We start from the raw sequence: 14,334 nt of genomic DNA, 5'->3' as shown, positions 1-14,334 counted from the left end.
GCATTGCACCGGACTATACCGGAAGCGGCGGGGGCGGCGCCAGATTGCGCCGGCAACAGGCAGTGGGAAAACCCGTGGTGGGAGGCTTGCCATGCTTGCCGACGCGATTGCGCAAATCAATTGTCGCGCGGGCGAGGATGACCTTCTTGCAGCAAGGCGACCACGCCGCTGTGCCCAGCCCGGCTGGCATGCTGCTGCGCCGTATAGCCTTGGCGGCATTTGTGATGCAGGTTTGCCCCAAATTTCAGCAGCAGCTCGACGGTGGAAATTTTTCCATGCCTGGCGGCGAAAATGAGCGCGGTGCGGCCATAGGCATCGACATGCTGGACCGTTGCGCCGCGCTGCCTGAGGAGAATGACAACCGCGTCATGGCCATTGGCCGCGGCCAACGTGAGCGGCGCGTGCGTGCCGGGCGCGGCATCCGGCTTGGCGCCCTGTTCAAGCAGGTATTCGACCAGATCGGCATGGCCGTTCAATGCGGCGTGTCCCAGCGCAGAAAGGCCAAACCGGTCAGGCGCGTCAAGGCTGGCCTTGTGCTGAAGCAGCGTCTTGACGGTGGCAAGCCGGCCAAAGGCCGCAGCGGCATGCAGCGGCGTTTCGCCGCGGGCGGATGGCTGGTTGACATTGGCTCCCTTGTCGAGCAGCAGGTTGATCAGCGCCTCACTGTTCAAATGCGTCGTCATTTGATTCCCGCCGGATGCTGCGCTGGATTGATAGGTGGGCGCGCTGGCGGCCAGCCAGAGCGGTGTGCAATGGTTATTGCTTGCATGGTTGACCAGCGCGCCGCGTTCAAGCAGCAGGCTGGCAACATCGTCACGGCCATTGGCCGCAGCCAGGCACAAGGGCGTCATGCCATTGACGTTCTGTTGCTCGATATCGATGCTGCTCGCGGTGGGAAGCTTCTGCCATGCATGTATCAGGCTTTTGCCAACAGGAGGATTGTCATCGTCGTTTTCAGCAGACTGCATTTCCGATCCCATGCTGATGGACAGCGCGGCATCAGCTTTGCCGATCAGCCTGGAAACCATGCCCACGTGCCCATAGCAGGCTGCCAGCGCCAGCGCGGAATTGCCTTCCCTGTCAACTTCCGGCACTTTGATAACGGCGATGCTTGGCAGCAGCGGTCCAAACACCGGTATCCTGGCGAGCGCCGCCAGGATACCGGTTGTGGATTCGGCCGATTTCAGGAAGGCCTGTTCCGCCTTCTCCAGCAGATTGGTGATTGCCTCATGCCCATGCGCGATGGCTTCCAGCTTCGCGCTGCGTCCAGCCGCATTGACATGCAGGACATGGGCCTTTGCCTGCAGCAGTTCCCTGACGACGGCTTCGTGGCCATTGGCAGCCGCGAGGGTGAGCGCGGTGTCCTTTCTCTTGTTGGGCGTATTGACGTCATAGAGCTTGTTCGCGCGAACAGGCGTCAGCAATACCTTGAGGGTGTCCAGGTTGCCGTTTGCCGCCGCGATCACGATGCCGGAATTGCCTGCACGGTCCAGTAGCAGATGGGTTGCATGATGGTTGAAGAGGAGGTTCACCGTCCCGGCATCGGCCCTGGCGACAGCCCACAGCAGCGCATTCATGCCGTCGATGTCGCGGCGATGCAGATCGGCCCCCTGGTTCAACAAAAATTCCAGCATTTTCTGATGGCCGTTCAGTGCAGCCAGCATCAGCGCAGTGCGCCCTGCCTTGTCGACCTGGTTCAACAACTGCGCCATCGCCTGGCGTGCCCCTCGGCCGCCACTCTGTTTGCGGTGGTTGAGCAATGTCTGGACGACGTCCAGATGGCCATTGGCGGCCGCGAGGGTGAAGGCGCTGTGGCCGTCATCTGCCTGATGGTCAGGGTCGGCGCCGGCCGCCAGCAGGAATGCCACTCCCGCCTGATCGCCTTTTTTGGCACGGACGGCGAGCGCGCAACTGCCGGCCTTGTCGGGCAGGTCGACGCCGCGGTTCAGCAATTCCGTGGCGATGCTGGCGCTTTTGAACGCAACAGCGAGCGTCAGCAGTGTCTTGCCCCGCTTTCCGTTAGCCAGAAGGCTGGGCTTGTCGGCAATGAGCGCGCGCATGACAGGCAGCGAATCGAGCCGCACCGCCATTGTCAGCGCCGACTCGCGATCAGCCCTTTCCTGAATCGGGGATGCATCTGCGTGAAGCAGAACCGGAATGATGGCAAGTTGCAGCGACAACACGGCATGCATTAGCGGGCTTGTGTCGGTCAGGCTGATACCGTTGGCTTTGGCGCCGGCGCACAGCAGCAGGCGGACCATGGTTTCATCGCCGTTACGGACGGCATATCCCAGCAGGGTGATGTCGTGCCGGTCCGGGTTTTCGAAATCCAGGCCGCCGGTGGCCAGCATGCGCGCGGCCATGTCTGGTTTGCCCGCCACCACCGCGTTGGAAAGTGCTTCCTGGCGCTCGTGCTCGGACATGCTGTCGTAACACTGCGCTGCAAGCTGGTAACGGTAGAGATTGGACTTTTCCAATGACGTGGCGTTGTCGGGTTGGCTTTCGGATGCGCTCGACACGTCATCAAGCGCCAGCAAGATCTCGACAGCGACGCCGCGCGCGTTTCTGGCTGCCAGCATCAGCGCCGTCGCACCTTTGCGTGTCAGCGGGTCGGTCCTGGCGCCGCGCTCCAGCAGTGCCATCACCGCGCGGTCGCTTCCCTTGGAAGCTGCATGGTGCAGGGCGGTCCATCCATCCTCGTCGGTTTCGTTCAGGTCCGCATCCGGCAGGGCGTCATCGACCGTATCGTGCGTAAGCAGGCGATCGATCAGGGCGATGTCATCGCGTATTGCCGCTTCCATCAGCGGGCTAAGGCGCTTCTCGACCGGCGCGCTTGAATCACGGGAAGTGCAGGGCGTGGCGGACCTGGCCGATGGCGAGCGGGGCGAGGATGATCCGGATGCAGGTGCCTGACTTGCTGGCCTTCTCCTTGCAGCACTGACGGGTGTCGATGTGATGGGAACCGGAGGCGACGCGGGACGGCTGTACAGCGTTGGCGAGGCGGGCTCCTGCGTTGGCAGGTCGGCGTCGTCGGAGGAGGACCCATCATCCGAGTTGACATCAAGCCATGTGTAGCGGTCCGAATGATTGCCTCCTTCAATGCTGCTTCTGCATGAAATGCCTTCTGTGCCATCCATGTCCGTGCTTTCTTGAGTGATGAAACAAGGTACTGCGCGTGCAAGGCCCGAAAAACCTGTCAGGCCGGCCGGAAATAAGCGCGGTTTGTGGCTTGAAGGAAAGCGAAGTTCAGTCCTGGCACGGCGGCGCAGCCCAGGCTATCGACGGGGATGCCAGCCTGGAACGGCGGTAGTCGGGCGACTGCCGCAATGCGCTGGCAAAAGGGAAAATGGCACCGGCTGCAGCCGATGACGTCGCAAGCTGCTCGCCGTGCAGGTCAGCACGTGGCACGGACGCCGGCGCCGCTGGCCGGGCCTGCATGGGAGCCCATGCCGCGGCGGTAGGTGGGACGCTTGCGGTTTGCTAAACTTGCCGGCCCGACCAACGCCGTTCAAGGGCAAGTCACCTCATGGAAATCCTCGCGCTCGCCGCCACCCTCCTCGTTTTCATCCTTCTGCTGCGACGCAATCTTGCCTCCGGCAAGCGCGCCGACGCTGCGCTCAACGTGCTGCTGGCCAAGCACGTCTTTTCCAGGTCGTCGCCCGGCGACCGGGAAAGGATAGAGCTACATGCCCGGGAGCTGATGGCCGGGCGCGGACAGGCCTCGGAATTCATCGGCGAAGTGGACCGTTATGGCTGGTATGCGCTGGCCATGAAGGAGCTGGGAATAGCGCCAGGCGTGAAAGGCTTCAAGGACTGGAAAGCGATCGGCAATCCGTCCACCGCGATCAAGCCCGGCGATCCCCTGCTGCGCACCGCCGCTTATCTGTTGAAGAGCAAATGCGGCATTGATGTGCTGGTCGGCTGAGTTCCCGCATTGCCGGCAATCCCGGCATCATCCCTGTTCATGCATGAAACACGGCTGCGCGCACGTTGCGCGGCGCTTCTTGCAACGTCTCGTGTTCTTCCGAGGCTGTGGACTCAAATAAAAAGCCCCGCTTTGAGCGGGGCTTGCATGCCTTGCATGCCGGCATGGACGCCATTGGCGCCATGCCGGCAACAGGGGTGCATCAGAAGCGGTGGCGCACGCCAACTGCGAAGCTCTGCGCGTTGTCGTAGCTGGTGACCTTGTCGTTCATCAGGTAGGTGTACAGATCGGTGCGCTTGGACAGGTTGTAGTCGTAGCCGATGGTGTAGGTGGTGCGGCGCAGCTCGGAGAACAGGTCGCTGGTGCGACGGGTCTGGGCAACGGCTGCCAGGATCTTGCCAGCGCCGCCGGCCGGTACGGACAGGCCCAGGGTGCCGGTCTTGTCGCGCAGGTCTGCAACGTTGTGCTTGGACTGGTCGTAGGTGGCGAACAGCTTGGCCACGCCGAAGTCATATGCGCCGCCAACCAGCCACAGCTTCTGCTCGGTTGGGTTGATGGTGGTTGTGCTCGGGGTGAAGACGTTGGCACCGGTCAGGGTCACCGGCTTGACGACGCTTACACCATTATTCGTGTCAGTCGGGTTATTGACTTCCACATCATGATAGGCAGCGGTCAGGGACAGCGCGCCGTTGAAATACAGCACGTTGCCGCCGATGTTCTTCTTGCCAGCGGCGGCGGATGCCTCGCCCGGCTGGTAGTACAGATTAGCGGTCAGGCCGCCGAAGGACGGCGTGGTGTAGCGGATCGAATTGCTCCAGCCAGTGTCGCCGGCAAAGGAACCCGCCCAGCCGTTGGTCGGGACGGCCTTGTGCAGGATCAGCGGCGAGAAGGTAAAGGAGTCGCCAATCGGGTTGAACAGGAATGCCGGCAGGGTCACTGGGGAAATCATGCGGCCCAGGGTCAGCGCGCCGAAGTTGCCGGACAGCGCGACGTTGGCGTCGCGGGAGAACAGGGTGTCACCACCGAAACGGCCTTGCGTGCCGCTATCGAGCTGGAAGAACGCACCCAGCGTGAAGGAAGCCTTCAGGCCGCCACCCAGGTCTTCCACGCCCTTGAAACCAAGGTAGGAAGTCGACATGCCGCCGCTGCCCATTCTGGTAACGCGGCCAGTATCGCCGCTGTTCTTCATCGAGCCGACATACATGTCAGCGATGCCTTCGACATTGACGCTGGTTTGCGCCATGGCAGGGCTGGCAAAGGCCGCAGCAATGGCGGTGGACAGCAGCAGCTTGACGAGGGGGAATTTGGATTGCATGACTTCTCCGGGTTTATTACAGGTGGTTAAAAAATTCCGTTTGGAGCACGGAACGATAAAAAATCGAACTCGTGCCCTTTAAGCAAAACTGGTGCCATATGTTGATTACGGGTATTTTTTCATAGCCACGGATATCAGTCATGGATTTTTGCCACTGTCTGCACCGTGATCAGGCAAGGTATGCCGTCTTGTGGTGCAAACGAGACGAAATCATGCGCCGTCAGCTTTCTGGCCAGATTGTTGTTGAATAACAACTTGGCGATGGAGTCAGTCAGCCTTTGCCCCAGAGGAGAACGGAAGCCGCCGGCCGGCGGAATAGGTAGCCGCCACAGTCCGGTCATCGCCCAGCAATGCAAGAGCAAAAAGCAATTCTTCGAGCGATTCGCAGCGCTTGGTGCGGCGTGCCAGCAGTGGCGTGCATTGTGGATCCAATACAACAAAGTCGGCTTCGTTGCCGGGCCTGAAGCTGCCTATGGTGTCTTCCAGGCACAGGCTGCGGGCGCCGCCAAGGGTGGCGAGATAGAACATGCGCAGCGCCGGCAGGTAGGTGCCGCCCATGCGGGCGACCTTGTAGATCTCGTTCATGGTGCGCAGCATCGAGAACGAGGTGCCGCCGCCGACATCGGTGGCCAAGGACAGCCGCATGCGCGCGGCATCGGCGGCGGGGAAGTCGAACAGGCCGCTGCCCAGGAACAGGTTGGAGGTCGGGCAGAGCGCCGCCGCGGCGCCGGTTTCGGCCATGCGGGCACGGTCGGCATCGTCGAGGTAGATGCAGTGGCCGTACATGGCGCGTTCGCGCAGCAGGCCGTAGCGGTCATACACATCCAGGTAGCTGCGCGCCTGCGGATACAGCGTCTTCACCCAGGCGATCTCGTCGGCGTTCTCGGCGACGTGGCTCTGGATATAGGTGTCGGGATAGGCGCGCGCCAGGTCGCCGGTCAGTTCGAGCTGGGCTTCGGTCGAGGTCGGCGCAAAGCGCGGCGTGAGCGCATACAGCTGCCGGCCCTGCTTGTGCCAGCGCCGGATCAGCGCCTCGCTGTCGCGGGCGCCGCTCTCGGCGGTGTCGCACAGGAAGGCAGGCGCGTTGCGGTCCATCATCACCTTGCCGGCGATCATGCGCAGATTGCGCGCGCTGCTTTCGGTGAAGAAGGCATCCACCGATTCCGGATGCACGGTGCAGTAGACCATGGCGGTGGTAGTGCCGCTGCGGGCCAGTTCATCGAGGAAGAAGCGGGCGACGTCGCCGGCGTGTGCCGGGTCCTGGAACTTGCGCTCGGTAGGAAAGGTATAGGTTTCCAGCCAGGGCAAAAGGCCGGGCGCGGGCGAGGCGATCATGTCGCTCTGCGGATAATGGATATGGGTATCGATGAAGCCCGGCAAAATCAGCTTGCCGCGCAGGTCGTGCAACTGCGCACCGGCCGGCAGCGTGGCGGCCAGCGCGTCATAGTCGCCGGCGGCGAGCACGCGCTCGCCATCGACCACCAGCAGGCCGTCCTCATGCCAGTGATAGCTGTCGCCGGCGAAGGCCGGGTCGTCGTTGAAATGCAGCACGCTGCCGCGGTATGCCTGAATGGTGTCGCTCATGCCTGTTGCTTCTTTCCGTGTTCGGTCGCGCCGGCCGCGGCCTGGGCCTGCCAGAGCTGCAGCAGCTGTGCCGCGACCGCGATTGCTATGACCGCCGGCTCCTTGCCGGCGATGCCTGGTATGCCGATCGGACAGACCATGCCGGCCAGCCGCTCGTCCGTGATGCCGCGCTGGCGCAGCCGGCGTTCGAAGGAGATGCGCTTGGTCTTCGAGCCGATCAGGCCGAACCAGCCCGTGCGTTCGCGCCGCAGTATCGCCTCGGCCAGTGTCTGGTCCAGCGCATGGCTGTGGGTCATCACCAGAAAGCTGGCGTGCCCGGGCGCGGCCGCGACCAGCGCTTCCGGCGTATCGGTGGCTTCCATGCGGACGTTGGCCGGCAACTGCGCCGGAAACATGTCCTCGCGCTCGTCGACCCAGATGATCTGGCAGGGCAGGCCCGCCATGGCGCGTACGATGGCCGCGCCGACATGGCCGGCGCCGAACAGGTAGAGCTGCGCCGCTGGCGGGGCGCACACGTCCAGCAGCCAGCGCGCGCCCTGCGCATCGCTGATGAAGCGTGTCGGGCCGGCGTTGGCGGGGGCTGGCTCTAGCAAAGGCGGCGCGGGGCTGTCCAGCGGCACCCGCCGCAGGCAGGCCGCATTGCGCGCCAGCGCTTCGGCAATATTTTGGAAATGGCCGTGCCCGGCCGGCTCCACCCGCTCGAAGGCGAGAAAGGCGACGCCGCCGCAGCATTGCCCCAGCGTCGGCCCGAGCGGCAGGCGTTCCAGCCGGCGTTGCGCACCGGCTTCATCCGGCGCCTGCGCCAGCATCGCGCGCGCCATTCTTTCGGCCACGTATTCGAGATGGCCGCCGCCGATGGTGTCGTGCAGCCGGCTTGCCGTCACCAGCATCCTGGCGCCGGCTTCGCGCGGCACTGAGCCATCGGCATGCGCCACCGTCACCAGAATCGCCGGCGCCTGCTCCGCCAGCAGTGCGGAAAGCCAGATGGTCATGATGTCTTCCTTCTTTCCTCAAACGGCGGCGGCGCGCACCGCGTCCACCGCATCGAGGATCGCCTCGCTGGTGGCCGGCGCACGCAGCGGTGGGTTGACCTTGTTGCCGCCGACGCTGGCGATCGCGTCGCGGATGGCGAAGAACACCGAGAACGGCATCAAAAGCGGCGGTTCGCCTGTGGCCTTGGAGCGGTGGATGCTGTCGGTCACATTGCTGTTGCTGAAGAGACGCATCGAGAACGCTTCCGGGCAGTCGGACACGGCCGGGATCTTGTAGGTCGATGGCGCATGGGTCATGAGTTTACCGGCCTCGTTCCACCACAGTTCCTCGGTGGTCAGCCAGCCCATGCCCTGGATGAAGGCGCCTTCCACCTGGCCGACGTCGATGGCCGGGTTCAGCGAGTTGCCGGCGTCATACAGGCCATCGGCCCGCAGCAGCTTCCATTCGCCGGTCAGGGTATCGACCACCACTTCCGACACCGCCGCCGCATAGGCGTAATAGGAGAAGGGATGGCCTGTCATGGTCTTGCTGTCCCAGTGCAGGCCGGGCGTGGCATAGAAGCCGTCCGACCACAGCTGCACCCGCGCGAGGTAAGCCTGCGCCACGATCTCGACGAAGGGATAGACCTCGCCGTTCACATGCACCTGGTCTGCTGCGAAGCGCACTTCGCTGGCGGCGCCGCCGTAGCGGCCGCTGGCGAATTCGGCCAGCCGCTCGCGCACCTGGCGCGCCGCCGCCTGCGCCGCCTTGCCGTTCAAGTCGGCGCCGGTGGAGGCGGCGGTGGCGGAGGTGTTGGCGATCTTGCTGGTGTCGGTGGCGGTGGCGCGCACCCGGTTGAGCGTAATGCCCAGTTCATGCGCCACCACCTGCATCACCTTGGTGTTCAGGCCCTGGCCCATTTCGGTGCCGCCGTGGTTCACCAGCACCGAGCCATCGACATACACATGCACCAGCGCGCCGGCCTGGTTCAGGTGGCTGACGTTGAAGGCGATACCGAATTTCACCGGCGTGATCGCGATGCCCTTCTTCAGCACCGGGCTGGCGGCGTTGTAGGCGCACACCGCCTCGCGCCGGGCGCGGTACTGGCTGCTCGCTTCCAGCTCGGCCACCAGTTCATGGATCACGTTGTCCTCGACCTTCTGGCCGTAGGGCGTGACGTTGCGGCCCTCGGCATCGTTGCGGCCGTAGAAGTTGGCCTTGCGGACGTCGAGCGGATCGCGGCCCAGTTCGCGGGCAATGTCGTCGATCAGGTATTCGATGGCGATTGCGCCCTGCGGGCCGCCGAAGCCCCGGAAGGCGGTGTTGGACTGGGTATTGGTCTTGCCGCACATGGCGCGGATATCCACGTCCGACAGGTAATAGGCATTGTCGAAGTGGCAGACGGCGCGGGTGGCAACCGGCCCGGACAAATCGGCCGAGAAGCCGGCGCGGCTGACCATCTCGATCTTCGCGCCGAGGATGCGGCCGTCGTCGTCATAGCCCAGGTCGTATTCGTAGTAGAAGCAGTGCCGCTTGCCGGTGACCATCATGTCGTCGTCGCGGTCGGCGCGCAGCTTGACCGGGCGCTTCAGGCGGGCCGCGGCAATCGCGGCCGCGGTGGCCCACAGCGCCGACTGCGATTCCTTGCCGCCGAAGCCGCCGCCCATGCGCCGGCATTCCACCCGCACCTGGTGCGAGGACAGGCCCAGCGCATGGGCCACCACATGCAGCATCTCGGACGGATGCTGGGTCGAGCATTGCACCAGCATGCCGCGGTCTTCCTGCGGAATCGCATAGGCGATCTGGCCTTCGAGGTAGAACTGTTCCTGGCCGCCCACATGCAGCTCGCCGCGCAACCGGCGCGGCGCGGCCTGAAGCGCAGCCTGCGCGTCGCCGCGCCGCAGCTGCATCGGCGGCAGCACGAAGGACTGCGCATCGCGCGCGGCCTTGGGCGTCAAGATCGCTGGCAGCTCTTCATAGTCGACCATGCCCAGGCGGGCGGCGCGGCGGGCGCTGTCGTGGCTGTCGGCCACCACGAGGAACAGCGGCTGGCCGACATACTGCACCAGGCCGTCGGCCAGGATGGGGTCGTCATGGATGATGGGGCCGCAGTCATTGACCCCCGGGATGTCCTGCGCGGTCAGCACCGCCACCACGCCGGGCGCGCTGCGCACCTTGTCCAGGTCGATGGCGCGCACCCTGGCATGGGCCTTCTGCGACAGGCCCAGCGCGGCATGCAGCGTGCCCTGCAGCTCGGGCAGGTCGTCGGTGTAGCTGGCCTCGCCGGACACATGCAGCAGCGCGGATTCATGCGGATGGGCGCGGCCGACTTCGGCCCAGTCTGTGCCCTGCTTGACGCCCTGCTTGATGAAGGATTCGGTCTGGATATTCATGCTTGTGTCTCCGGTTGCACGGCGAAGGCATTGACGTCGGCATTGGCCAGCGGCGCATCGGGCCGGGTTTCGAGCCAGAAGCGGCGCAGCAGGTTCTTCGCCGTGCGGATGCGGTAGCTTGCCGAAGCGCGCATGTCGGTCAGCGGCGCATAGTCCTCGTCCATTGCGGCCATCGCGGCGGCAAGCGTGGCTTCAGTCCACGGCTGGCCGCGCATCGCGGACTCGGCCGCCGCAGCGCGTTTTGGCGTAGCCGCCATGCCGCCATAGGCGATGCGGATCTTCGCCACGCGCTCGCCGTCCAGCGTCAGCGCGAAAGCGGCGCAGACGGCGGAAATATCCTGGTCAAAGCGTTTGGACAGCTTGTAGGTGCGGAAGTGCAGGGCGCCCGTTGGATGTGCCTGCGGCAGCGGCAGCCGCACCGCGGCGACGAATTCGTCGGGCCGCATGTCTTTTTTCTGGTAGCCGAGATACAGGTCTTCCAGCGCCAGCGTGCGCTGCCCGGCAACGGAATGCAGCACCACCTGCGCGCCCAGCGCGATCAGCCAGGGCATGGAGTCGCCGATCGGCGAACCGTTGGCGACATTGCCGCCCAGGGTGCCGGCATTGCGGATGGGCAGCGAGGCGAAGCGCTGGCGCATCTCAGCCAGTTGCGGATAGTGTGCGCAGACCTTGCCGTACGCCTCGTCCAGCGTGACGCCGGCGCCGATTTCCAGGAAGCCGGCATCCTCGCTGATGCGCCTGAACTCCTCCACTTGGCCGAGATAGATGATGTGCGGCAGCTCGCGCATCTGCTTGGTGACCCAGAGGCCAACATCGGTGGAGCCGGCCAGCAGGGTGGCATGCGGGTGGGCGGCGCGCAGTTGCGCCAGTTCGTCCAGCGTGCGCGGCGCGTCGAAGCGGCGGCCGTCGAATTCATAGCGCAGCGGGGCGTCGCGGCGGAGGCCTCGCAGCGTGTCCGACAAGGCTGTTCGGTCGAAGCTGGCCGGCGGCAGTTCGGTCATGCGCCGCGCCGCATCGATGATGGGGCGGTAGCCGGTGCAGCGGCAAAGATTGCCGGACAGGGTGTCGTCGATCTCCTTGCGGCAGGGCGCGCCCTGCTGGCCGCCATCCTCGCGCTTCAGGTACAGGCCCCACAGCGACATCACAAAGCCCGGCGTGCAGAAGCCGCACTGGGAGCCGTGGCATTCCACCATGGCCTGCTGCACCGGGTGCAGGGCATCGTCGGCCTGCTTCAGGTCTTCGACCGTGAAAAGCGCCTTACCATCGAGGCTGGGCGTGAACTGGATGCAGGAATTGACCGCCTTCATCGTCAGCGTGTCGCCCTGCAGTTCGCCGATCACCACGGTACACGCACCACAATCGCCCTCGGCGCAGCCTTCCTTGGTGCCGGTGCAGTGCAGGTCTTCCCGTAGGTGCTGCAGCACGGTCTGGGTGGGCAGGGCGTCGTTAACGGTATGGGTTGCACCGCGGTAATAGAAACGGATGGGTTGTGACATGGCCGTGGGGTTTGATTGTTATGGGCGCAGCGTAGCACTGTGCGGGCGGGGGATTATATGCATTGGTGGATGTGCGATATACGTACTTTGGTATTTTCAGTTACCTGGTAACGAGAACGAGATGGGAACGCTACTTGCGGGGAGGGACAGGCACGATGCGTGCCAGAGGACGGCTAGAAGTCTACGCGGCAGAAGGATTGAAACTGGTCTTAGGCATTTTCGGGGAGCGTTCACCTCTTGGTGAGGTAAAGAAAATCGATTGTGGCACGGTTTGAGAGGTCAAAAAATTTCGCGCTAATTCAAATTCCTTCTACTGCACAGCTTCCTAGGCTTGGCAACGAGTATTTCTTCGCACATCCGCAATAGGATCTCATGATGGTTGGAAAGGAAAGGTATGCTGTTCTTCTATTTGTTTTTCTGAAATGTTTTGCTAGTAGCGGCCCAAAAAGATTGGCCCAATAAAACAGTGACTTAGATGCCAATAAGTTGCCAAGTGCCAGGGTATATAACTACTTTGCCATTGGTCTATTGGGACGCAAAATCTCAGGACAATTAAATCCTTCTTTAAGCTTACTTATTATCAATCCATCTTTTGGGAATGACTAGCTGGTACCTGTTTTCCGGAGTCCGAAGGAAGAATACTTCATCTTTTCCTTCGCCAATGGAGCGCTGGTCCATCGCTCCATCCTTCTTAATCCAAATGTCTGTAAATTTTAAGAAATGGAGGGATTGGTTTCTTGTCAGTAAATAAAGCGTCTATTTCCTCCAGAATTTCATCTTCAAATAGTGCCGCAAGACTAGGCGGGTTGTCGTTGGGAACATTTGTTGATATTTTGCAATCACGAATGAGTTTTCTGAAATCATTGAGAGCATTTGCGCTTTTTTTGGGCGGCTTTTCCGTTATTGCCGTCAAAAAATTCAATATTTCCTGTCCAAAACTAGGCATCTGATCTTGGTCAATTATGTGCATCTCTTCTTCTTTTAGTTGTTTGACAAATAATTCAAAGCCTTTTTGCTGGGGAGTCAAATTGGTTCTTGGTTTTATTGGTGTGGCCGAGGAATTCGTTGAGTCGGTGATTTTTTTTGTGGGAGATTTTTGGCTGCCGCTGGAATCTCTCGCTCGATTCGGATATGAAGGGATTATTTCAAGGCTTTGCTCTATTGCCTCTTGCTTCGCCCTTTTTTCTGCAGCCTTTATTGCTTTTGGATCCTTCGACAGGTATGCCTTATACTGGTAGTCTGGAATGTATTGCCCATCAATCATCTGTTTTGGGGTAAAGGCTGGAGCTGGAGCCTGTGGCCTGTTGTTTCCGAAATCGTTATCCATTTTAATCTCCTTGTTTGGAAAACAACTAGGTGACTGTCTGACTTATCCAAGTTCCTCGCCATGCGATCCGCGCACTCATGCCGTCCTCGCCAACGGCAAATTCACCAGCAGATTCTGCGGTTTGACCCGCAGCACATTTTCCTCATCCATCGCCGCCGCCAGATACACCGGCTGCCCGGCCATCTCCGGCCGCAGCAGGCTGCCATCCGCGAAATCCATCCGGAACAGCGAAAGAATCCGATGCTGTCGCGCCGCATCCAGCGTCTTTCCCTGATACAGGTCGTTCAAGATGCCGCTGGCCTGCGCATCCAGGCCGATATGCCAGGCCCAGTGCGCATCCTCGATCGCCCGCAGCGGCGTGACCGTCGCCTGCAGCTGGTAGAAATGGTGCAGCCACTGCTCCACCAGGCTGCAGAACGCTTTCAGGCCATCGCCGCCGAAGCGGAAATCGAGCACCGTGTCGAAGCGTTCGCTGCGCGACCAGTAGCGGTCGGCATTGCCGCGGTCCAGCACATCAAGCTCGACCCGGCGCGGCTTGATGCGGGCTTCGGCCAGCAAACGGCCGAGGTCGCCGTAATTGCCGCCGGTTTCATGCAGGCGCACCGTGTCGGCGTCGGCCAGCAGCACGGCGCCGTCGCGCAGCGACACCTTCTGCGCCCGGAAGAACAGCTCGGCCGCCCGCAGCCGCAGGGGATCGCCGCAGCCTTCCAGCATGCCGCGCAGCAGGGTTTGGGTCAGGCTGCGGATCAGCACCGGAGGCGCTGTCACTTCCGTGCGGAATAGTGCAAGGTAAGCCGCTTCCAGCGTCGGCGCGGCGGTCAGGCGCTCCCGCCACTCCAGCATCACCCGATAGTTGTCCACCGCGTCGGCATCCTGCAGCGTAGCCAGCTCGGCTTTGGTTACAGGCCGCAGCGGGTCGTCCAGCAGCGCGGCATGCAGCCGGCGCTCGGCCTCCAGCGATTCCTCCACCGGCGCCACTTCCGGCCGCTGCCAGGCAGCACGCAGGAATTCGGGTGTGAGAAGCAGGCGGTGGTCGGCGTCGCGGCGCAGCAGGGAATAGCCGCAGTCGGGCCAGAAATCATTGGTCATCAAGGGAGGCGCTCCATGTCGCGTGTCCGGTCGGCCACGCCAGCGGTCATCAGGGAACGCTATAGTATCGCGCCCTCGATTGCCGCGATACAATTCGCCGCCTACCGAACACTGGCCCATGCAACATGCCGGCGTGCGGCAAAAACCATAGGCCTAGACGCGCTAGCGCAGAACGCAGCCATGGACTGTCGGGCACAATCGGCGGGCTTGGTCTGACTCTTGCTTCCGGGCAG

At 62.6% G+C, this 14,334-nt stretch carries 10 protein-coding genes; 2 read left to right on the top strand and 8 right to left on the bottom strand.

All coding sequences use genetic code 11. From position 1 onward, the window contains the following. Positions 1-116 precede the first annotated feature (116 nt). Positions 117-2,801: an ankyrin repeat domain-containing protein gene (locus KTQ42_RS10235; RefSeq protein ID WP_217345401.1), complete on the bottom strand. Its 2,685-nt coding sequence runs from the start codon at positions 2,799-2,801 to the stop codon at positions 117-119. Here KTQ42_RS10235 and KTQ42_RS10230 point away from each other — a divergent pair. Then, a complete protein-coding gene (locus KTQ42_RS10230) occupies positions 2,776-2,913 on the top strand; it encodes a hypothetical protein (RefSeq protein WP_217345400.1) in 138 nt (45 codons plus the stop codon). The two genes, KTQ42_RS10235 and KTQ42_RS10230, sit on opposite strands and share 26 nt — an antisense overlap. A 613-nt stretch (positions 2,914-3,526) precedes the next feature. Then, positions 3,527-3,925 (top strand): hypothetical protein, encoded by a 399-nt coding sequence (locus KTQ42_RS10225; RefSeq protein ID WP_217345399.1) that lies wholly within the window; start codon positions 3,527-3,529, stop codon positions 3,923-3,925. 202 nt (positions 3,926-4,127) lie between these two features. Here KTQ42_RS10225 and KTQ42_RS10220 read toward each other — a convergent pair whose 3' ends face one another. The 7 genes from KTQ42_RS10220 to KTQ42_RS10190 form a co-directional block, all read right to left on the bottom strand. Beyond that, on the bottom strand, positions 4,128-5,240 hold the full coding sequence (locus KTQ42_RS10220) for a porin (RefSeq protein ID WP_217345398.1): 1,113 nt from the start codon (positions 5,238-5,240) through the stop codon (positions 4,128-4,130). A gap of 267 nt (positions 5,241-5,507) precedes the next feature. Further along, positions 5,508-6,824, bottom strand: coding sequence for a guanine deaminase (gene guaD / locus KTQ42_RS10215; protein ID WP_217345397.1), 1,317 nt, complete (start codon positions 6,822-6,824; stop codon positions 5,508-5,510). Next, complete coding sequence (gene xdhC / locus KTQ42_RS10210) at positions 6,821-7,816, bottom strand: xanthine dehydrogenase accessory protein XdhC (protein ID WP_217345396.1); 996 nt, start codon at positions 7,814-7,816, stop codon at positions 6,821-6,823. Before xdhC ends, guaD begins: the two co-directional genes overlap by 4 nt. 18 nt (positions 7,817-7,834) lie before the next feature. Then, positions 7,835-10,189: a xanthine dehydrogenase molybdopterin binding subunit gene (xdhB, locus tag KTQ42_RS10205; protein WP_217345395.1), complete on the bottom strand. Its 2,355-nt coding sequence runs from the start codon at positions 10,187-10,189 to the stop codon at positions 7,835-7,837. Beyond that, positions 10,186-11,685 carry a xanthine dehydrogenase small subunit gene (gene xdhA, locus KTQ42_RS10200; protein ID WP_217345394.1) on the bottom strand — a complete coding sequence of 500 codons (1,500 nt, stop codon included), beginning with the start codon at positions 11,683-11,685 and terminating at the stop codon, positions 10,186-10,188. The genes xdhB and xdhA overlap by 4 nt, the downstream gene beginning before the upstream one ends. 691 nt (positions 11,686-12,376) lie before the next feature. Continuing rightward, positions 12,377-13,012 (bottom strand): hypothetical protein, encoded by a 636-nt coding sequence (locus KTQ42_RS10195; RefSeq protein WP_217345393.1) that lies wholly within the window; start codon positions 13,010-13,012, stop codon positions 12,377-12,379. A 75-nt stretch (positions 13,013-13,087) separates the two neighbouring features. Beyond that, positions 13,088-14,101, bottom strand: a complete 1,014-nt coding sequence (locus KTQ42_RS10190) for a DUF6352 family protein (protein ID WP_217346903.1) — start codon at positions 14,099-14,101, stop codon at positions 13,088-13,090. Between the last annotated feature and the right edge of the window lie 233 nt (positions 14,102-14,334).

The sequence above is a fragment of the Noviherbaspirillum sp. L7-7A genome (assembly GCF_019052805.1).
Taxonomy (GTDB): domain Bacteria; phylum Pseudomonadota; class Gammaproteobacteria; order Burkholderiales; family Burkholderiaceae_D; genus Noviherbaspirillum_A.
This window is presented reverse-complemented; position numbering and strand designations above follow the sequence as displayed.

What these genes read in the sequence shown, in the direction of transcription:
- KTQ42_RS10230 (WP_217345400.1), top strand. Translation starts at nt 2,776, where the DNA reads ATGTCATCGCGTATTGCCGCTTCCATCAGCGGGCTAAGGCGCTTCTCG.
- KTQ42_RS10235 (WP_217345401.1), bottom strand. Translation starts at nt 2,801, where the DNA reads ATGGAAGCGGCAATACGCGATGACATCGCCCTGATCGATCGCCTGCTT.
- KTQ42_RS10225 (WP_217345399.1), top strand. Translation starts at nt 3,527, where the DNA reads ATGGAAATCCTCGCGCTCGCCGCCACCCTCCTCGTTTTCATCCTTCTG.
- KTQ42_RS10220 (WP_217345398.1), bottom strand. Translation starts at nt 5,240, where the DNA reads ATGCAATCCAAATTCCCCCTCGTCAAGCTGCTGCTGTCCACCGCCATT.
- guaD (WP_217345397.1), bottom strand. Translation starts at nt 6,824, where the DNA reads ATGAGCGACACCATTCAGGCATACCGCGGCAGCGTGCTGCATTTCAAC.
- xdhC (WP_217345396.1), bottom strand. Translation starts at nt 7,816, where the DNA reads ATGACCATCTGGCTTTCCGCACTGCTGGCGGAGCAGGCGCCGGCGATT.
- xdhB (WP_217345395.1), bottom strand. Translation starts at nt 10,189, where the DNA reads ATGAATATCCAGACCGAATCCTTCATCAAGCAGGGCGTCAAGCAGGGC.
- xdhA (WP_217345394.1), bottom strand. Translation starts at nt 11,685, where the DNA reads ATGTCACAACCCATCCGTTTCTATTACCGCGGTGCAACCCATACCGTT.
- KTQ42_RS10195 (WP_217345393.1), bottom strand. Translation starts at nt 13,012, where the DNA reads ATGGATAACGATTTCGGAAACAACAGGCCACAGGCTCCAGCTCCAGCC.
- KTQ42_RS10190 (WP_217346903.1), bottom strand. Translation starts at nt 14,101, where the DNA reads ATGACCAATGATTTCTGGCCCGACTGCGGCTATTCCCTGCTGCGCCGC.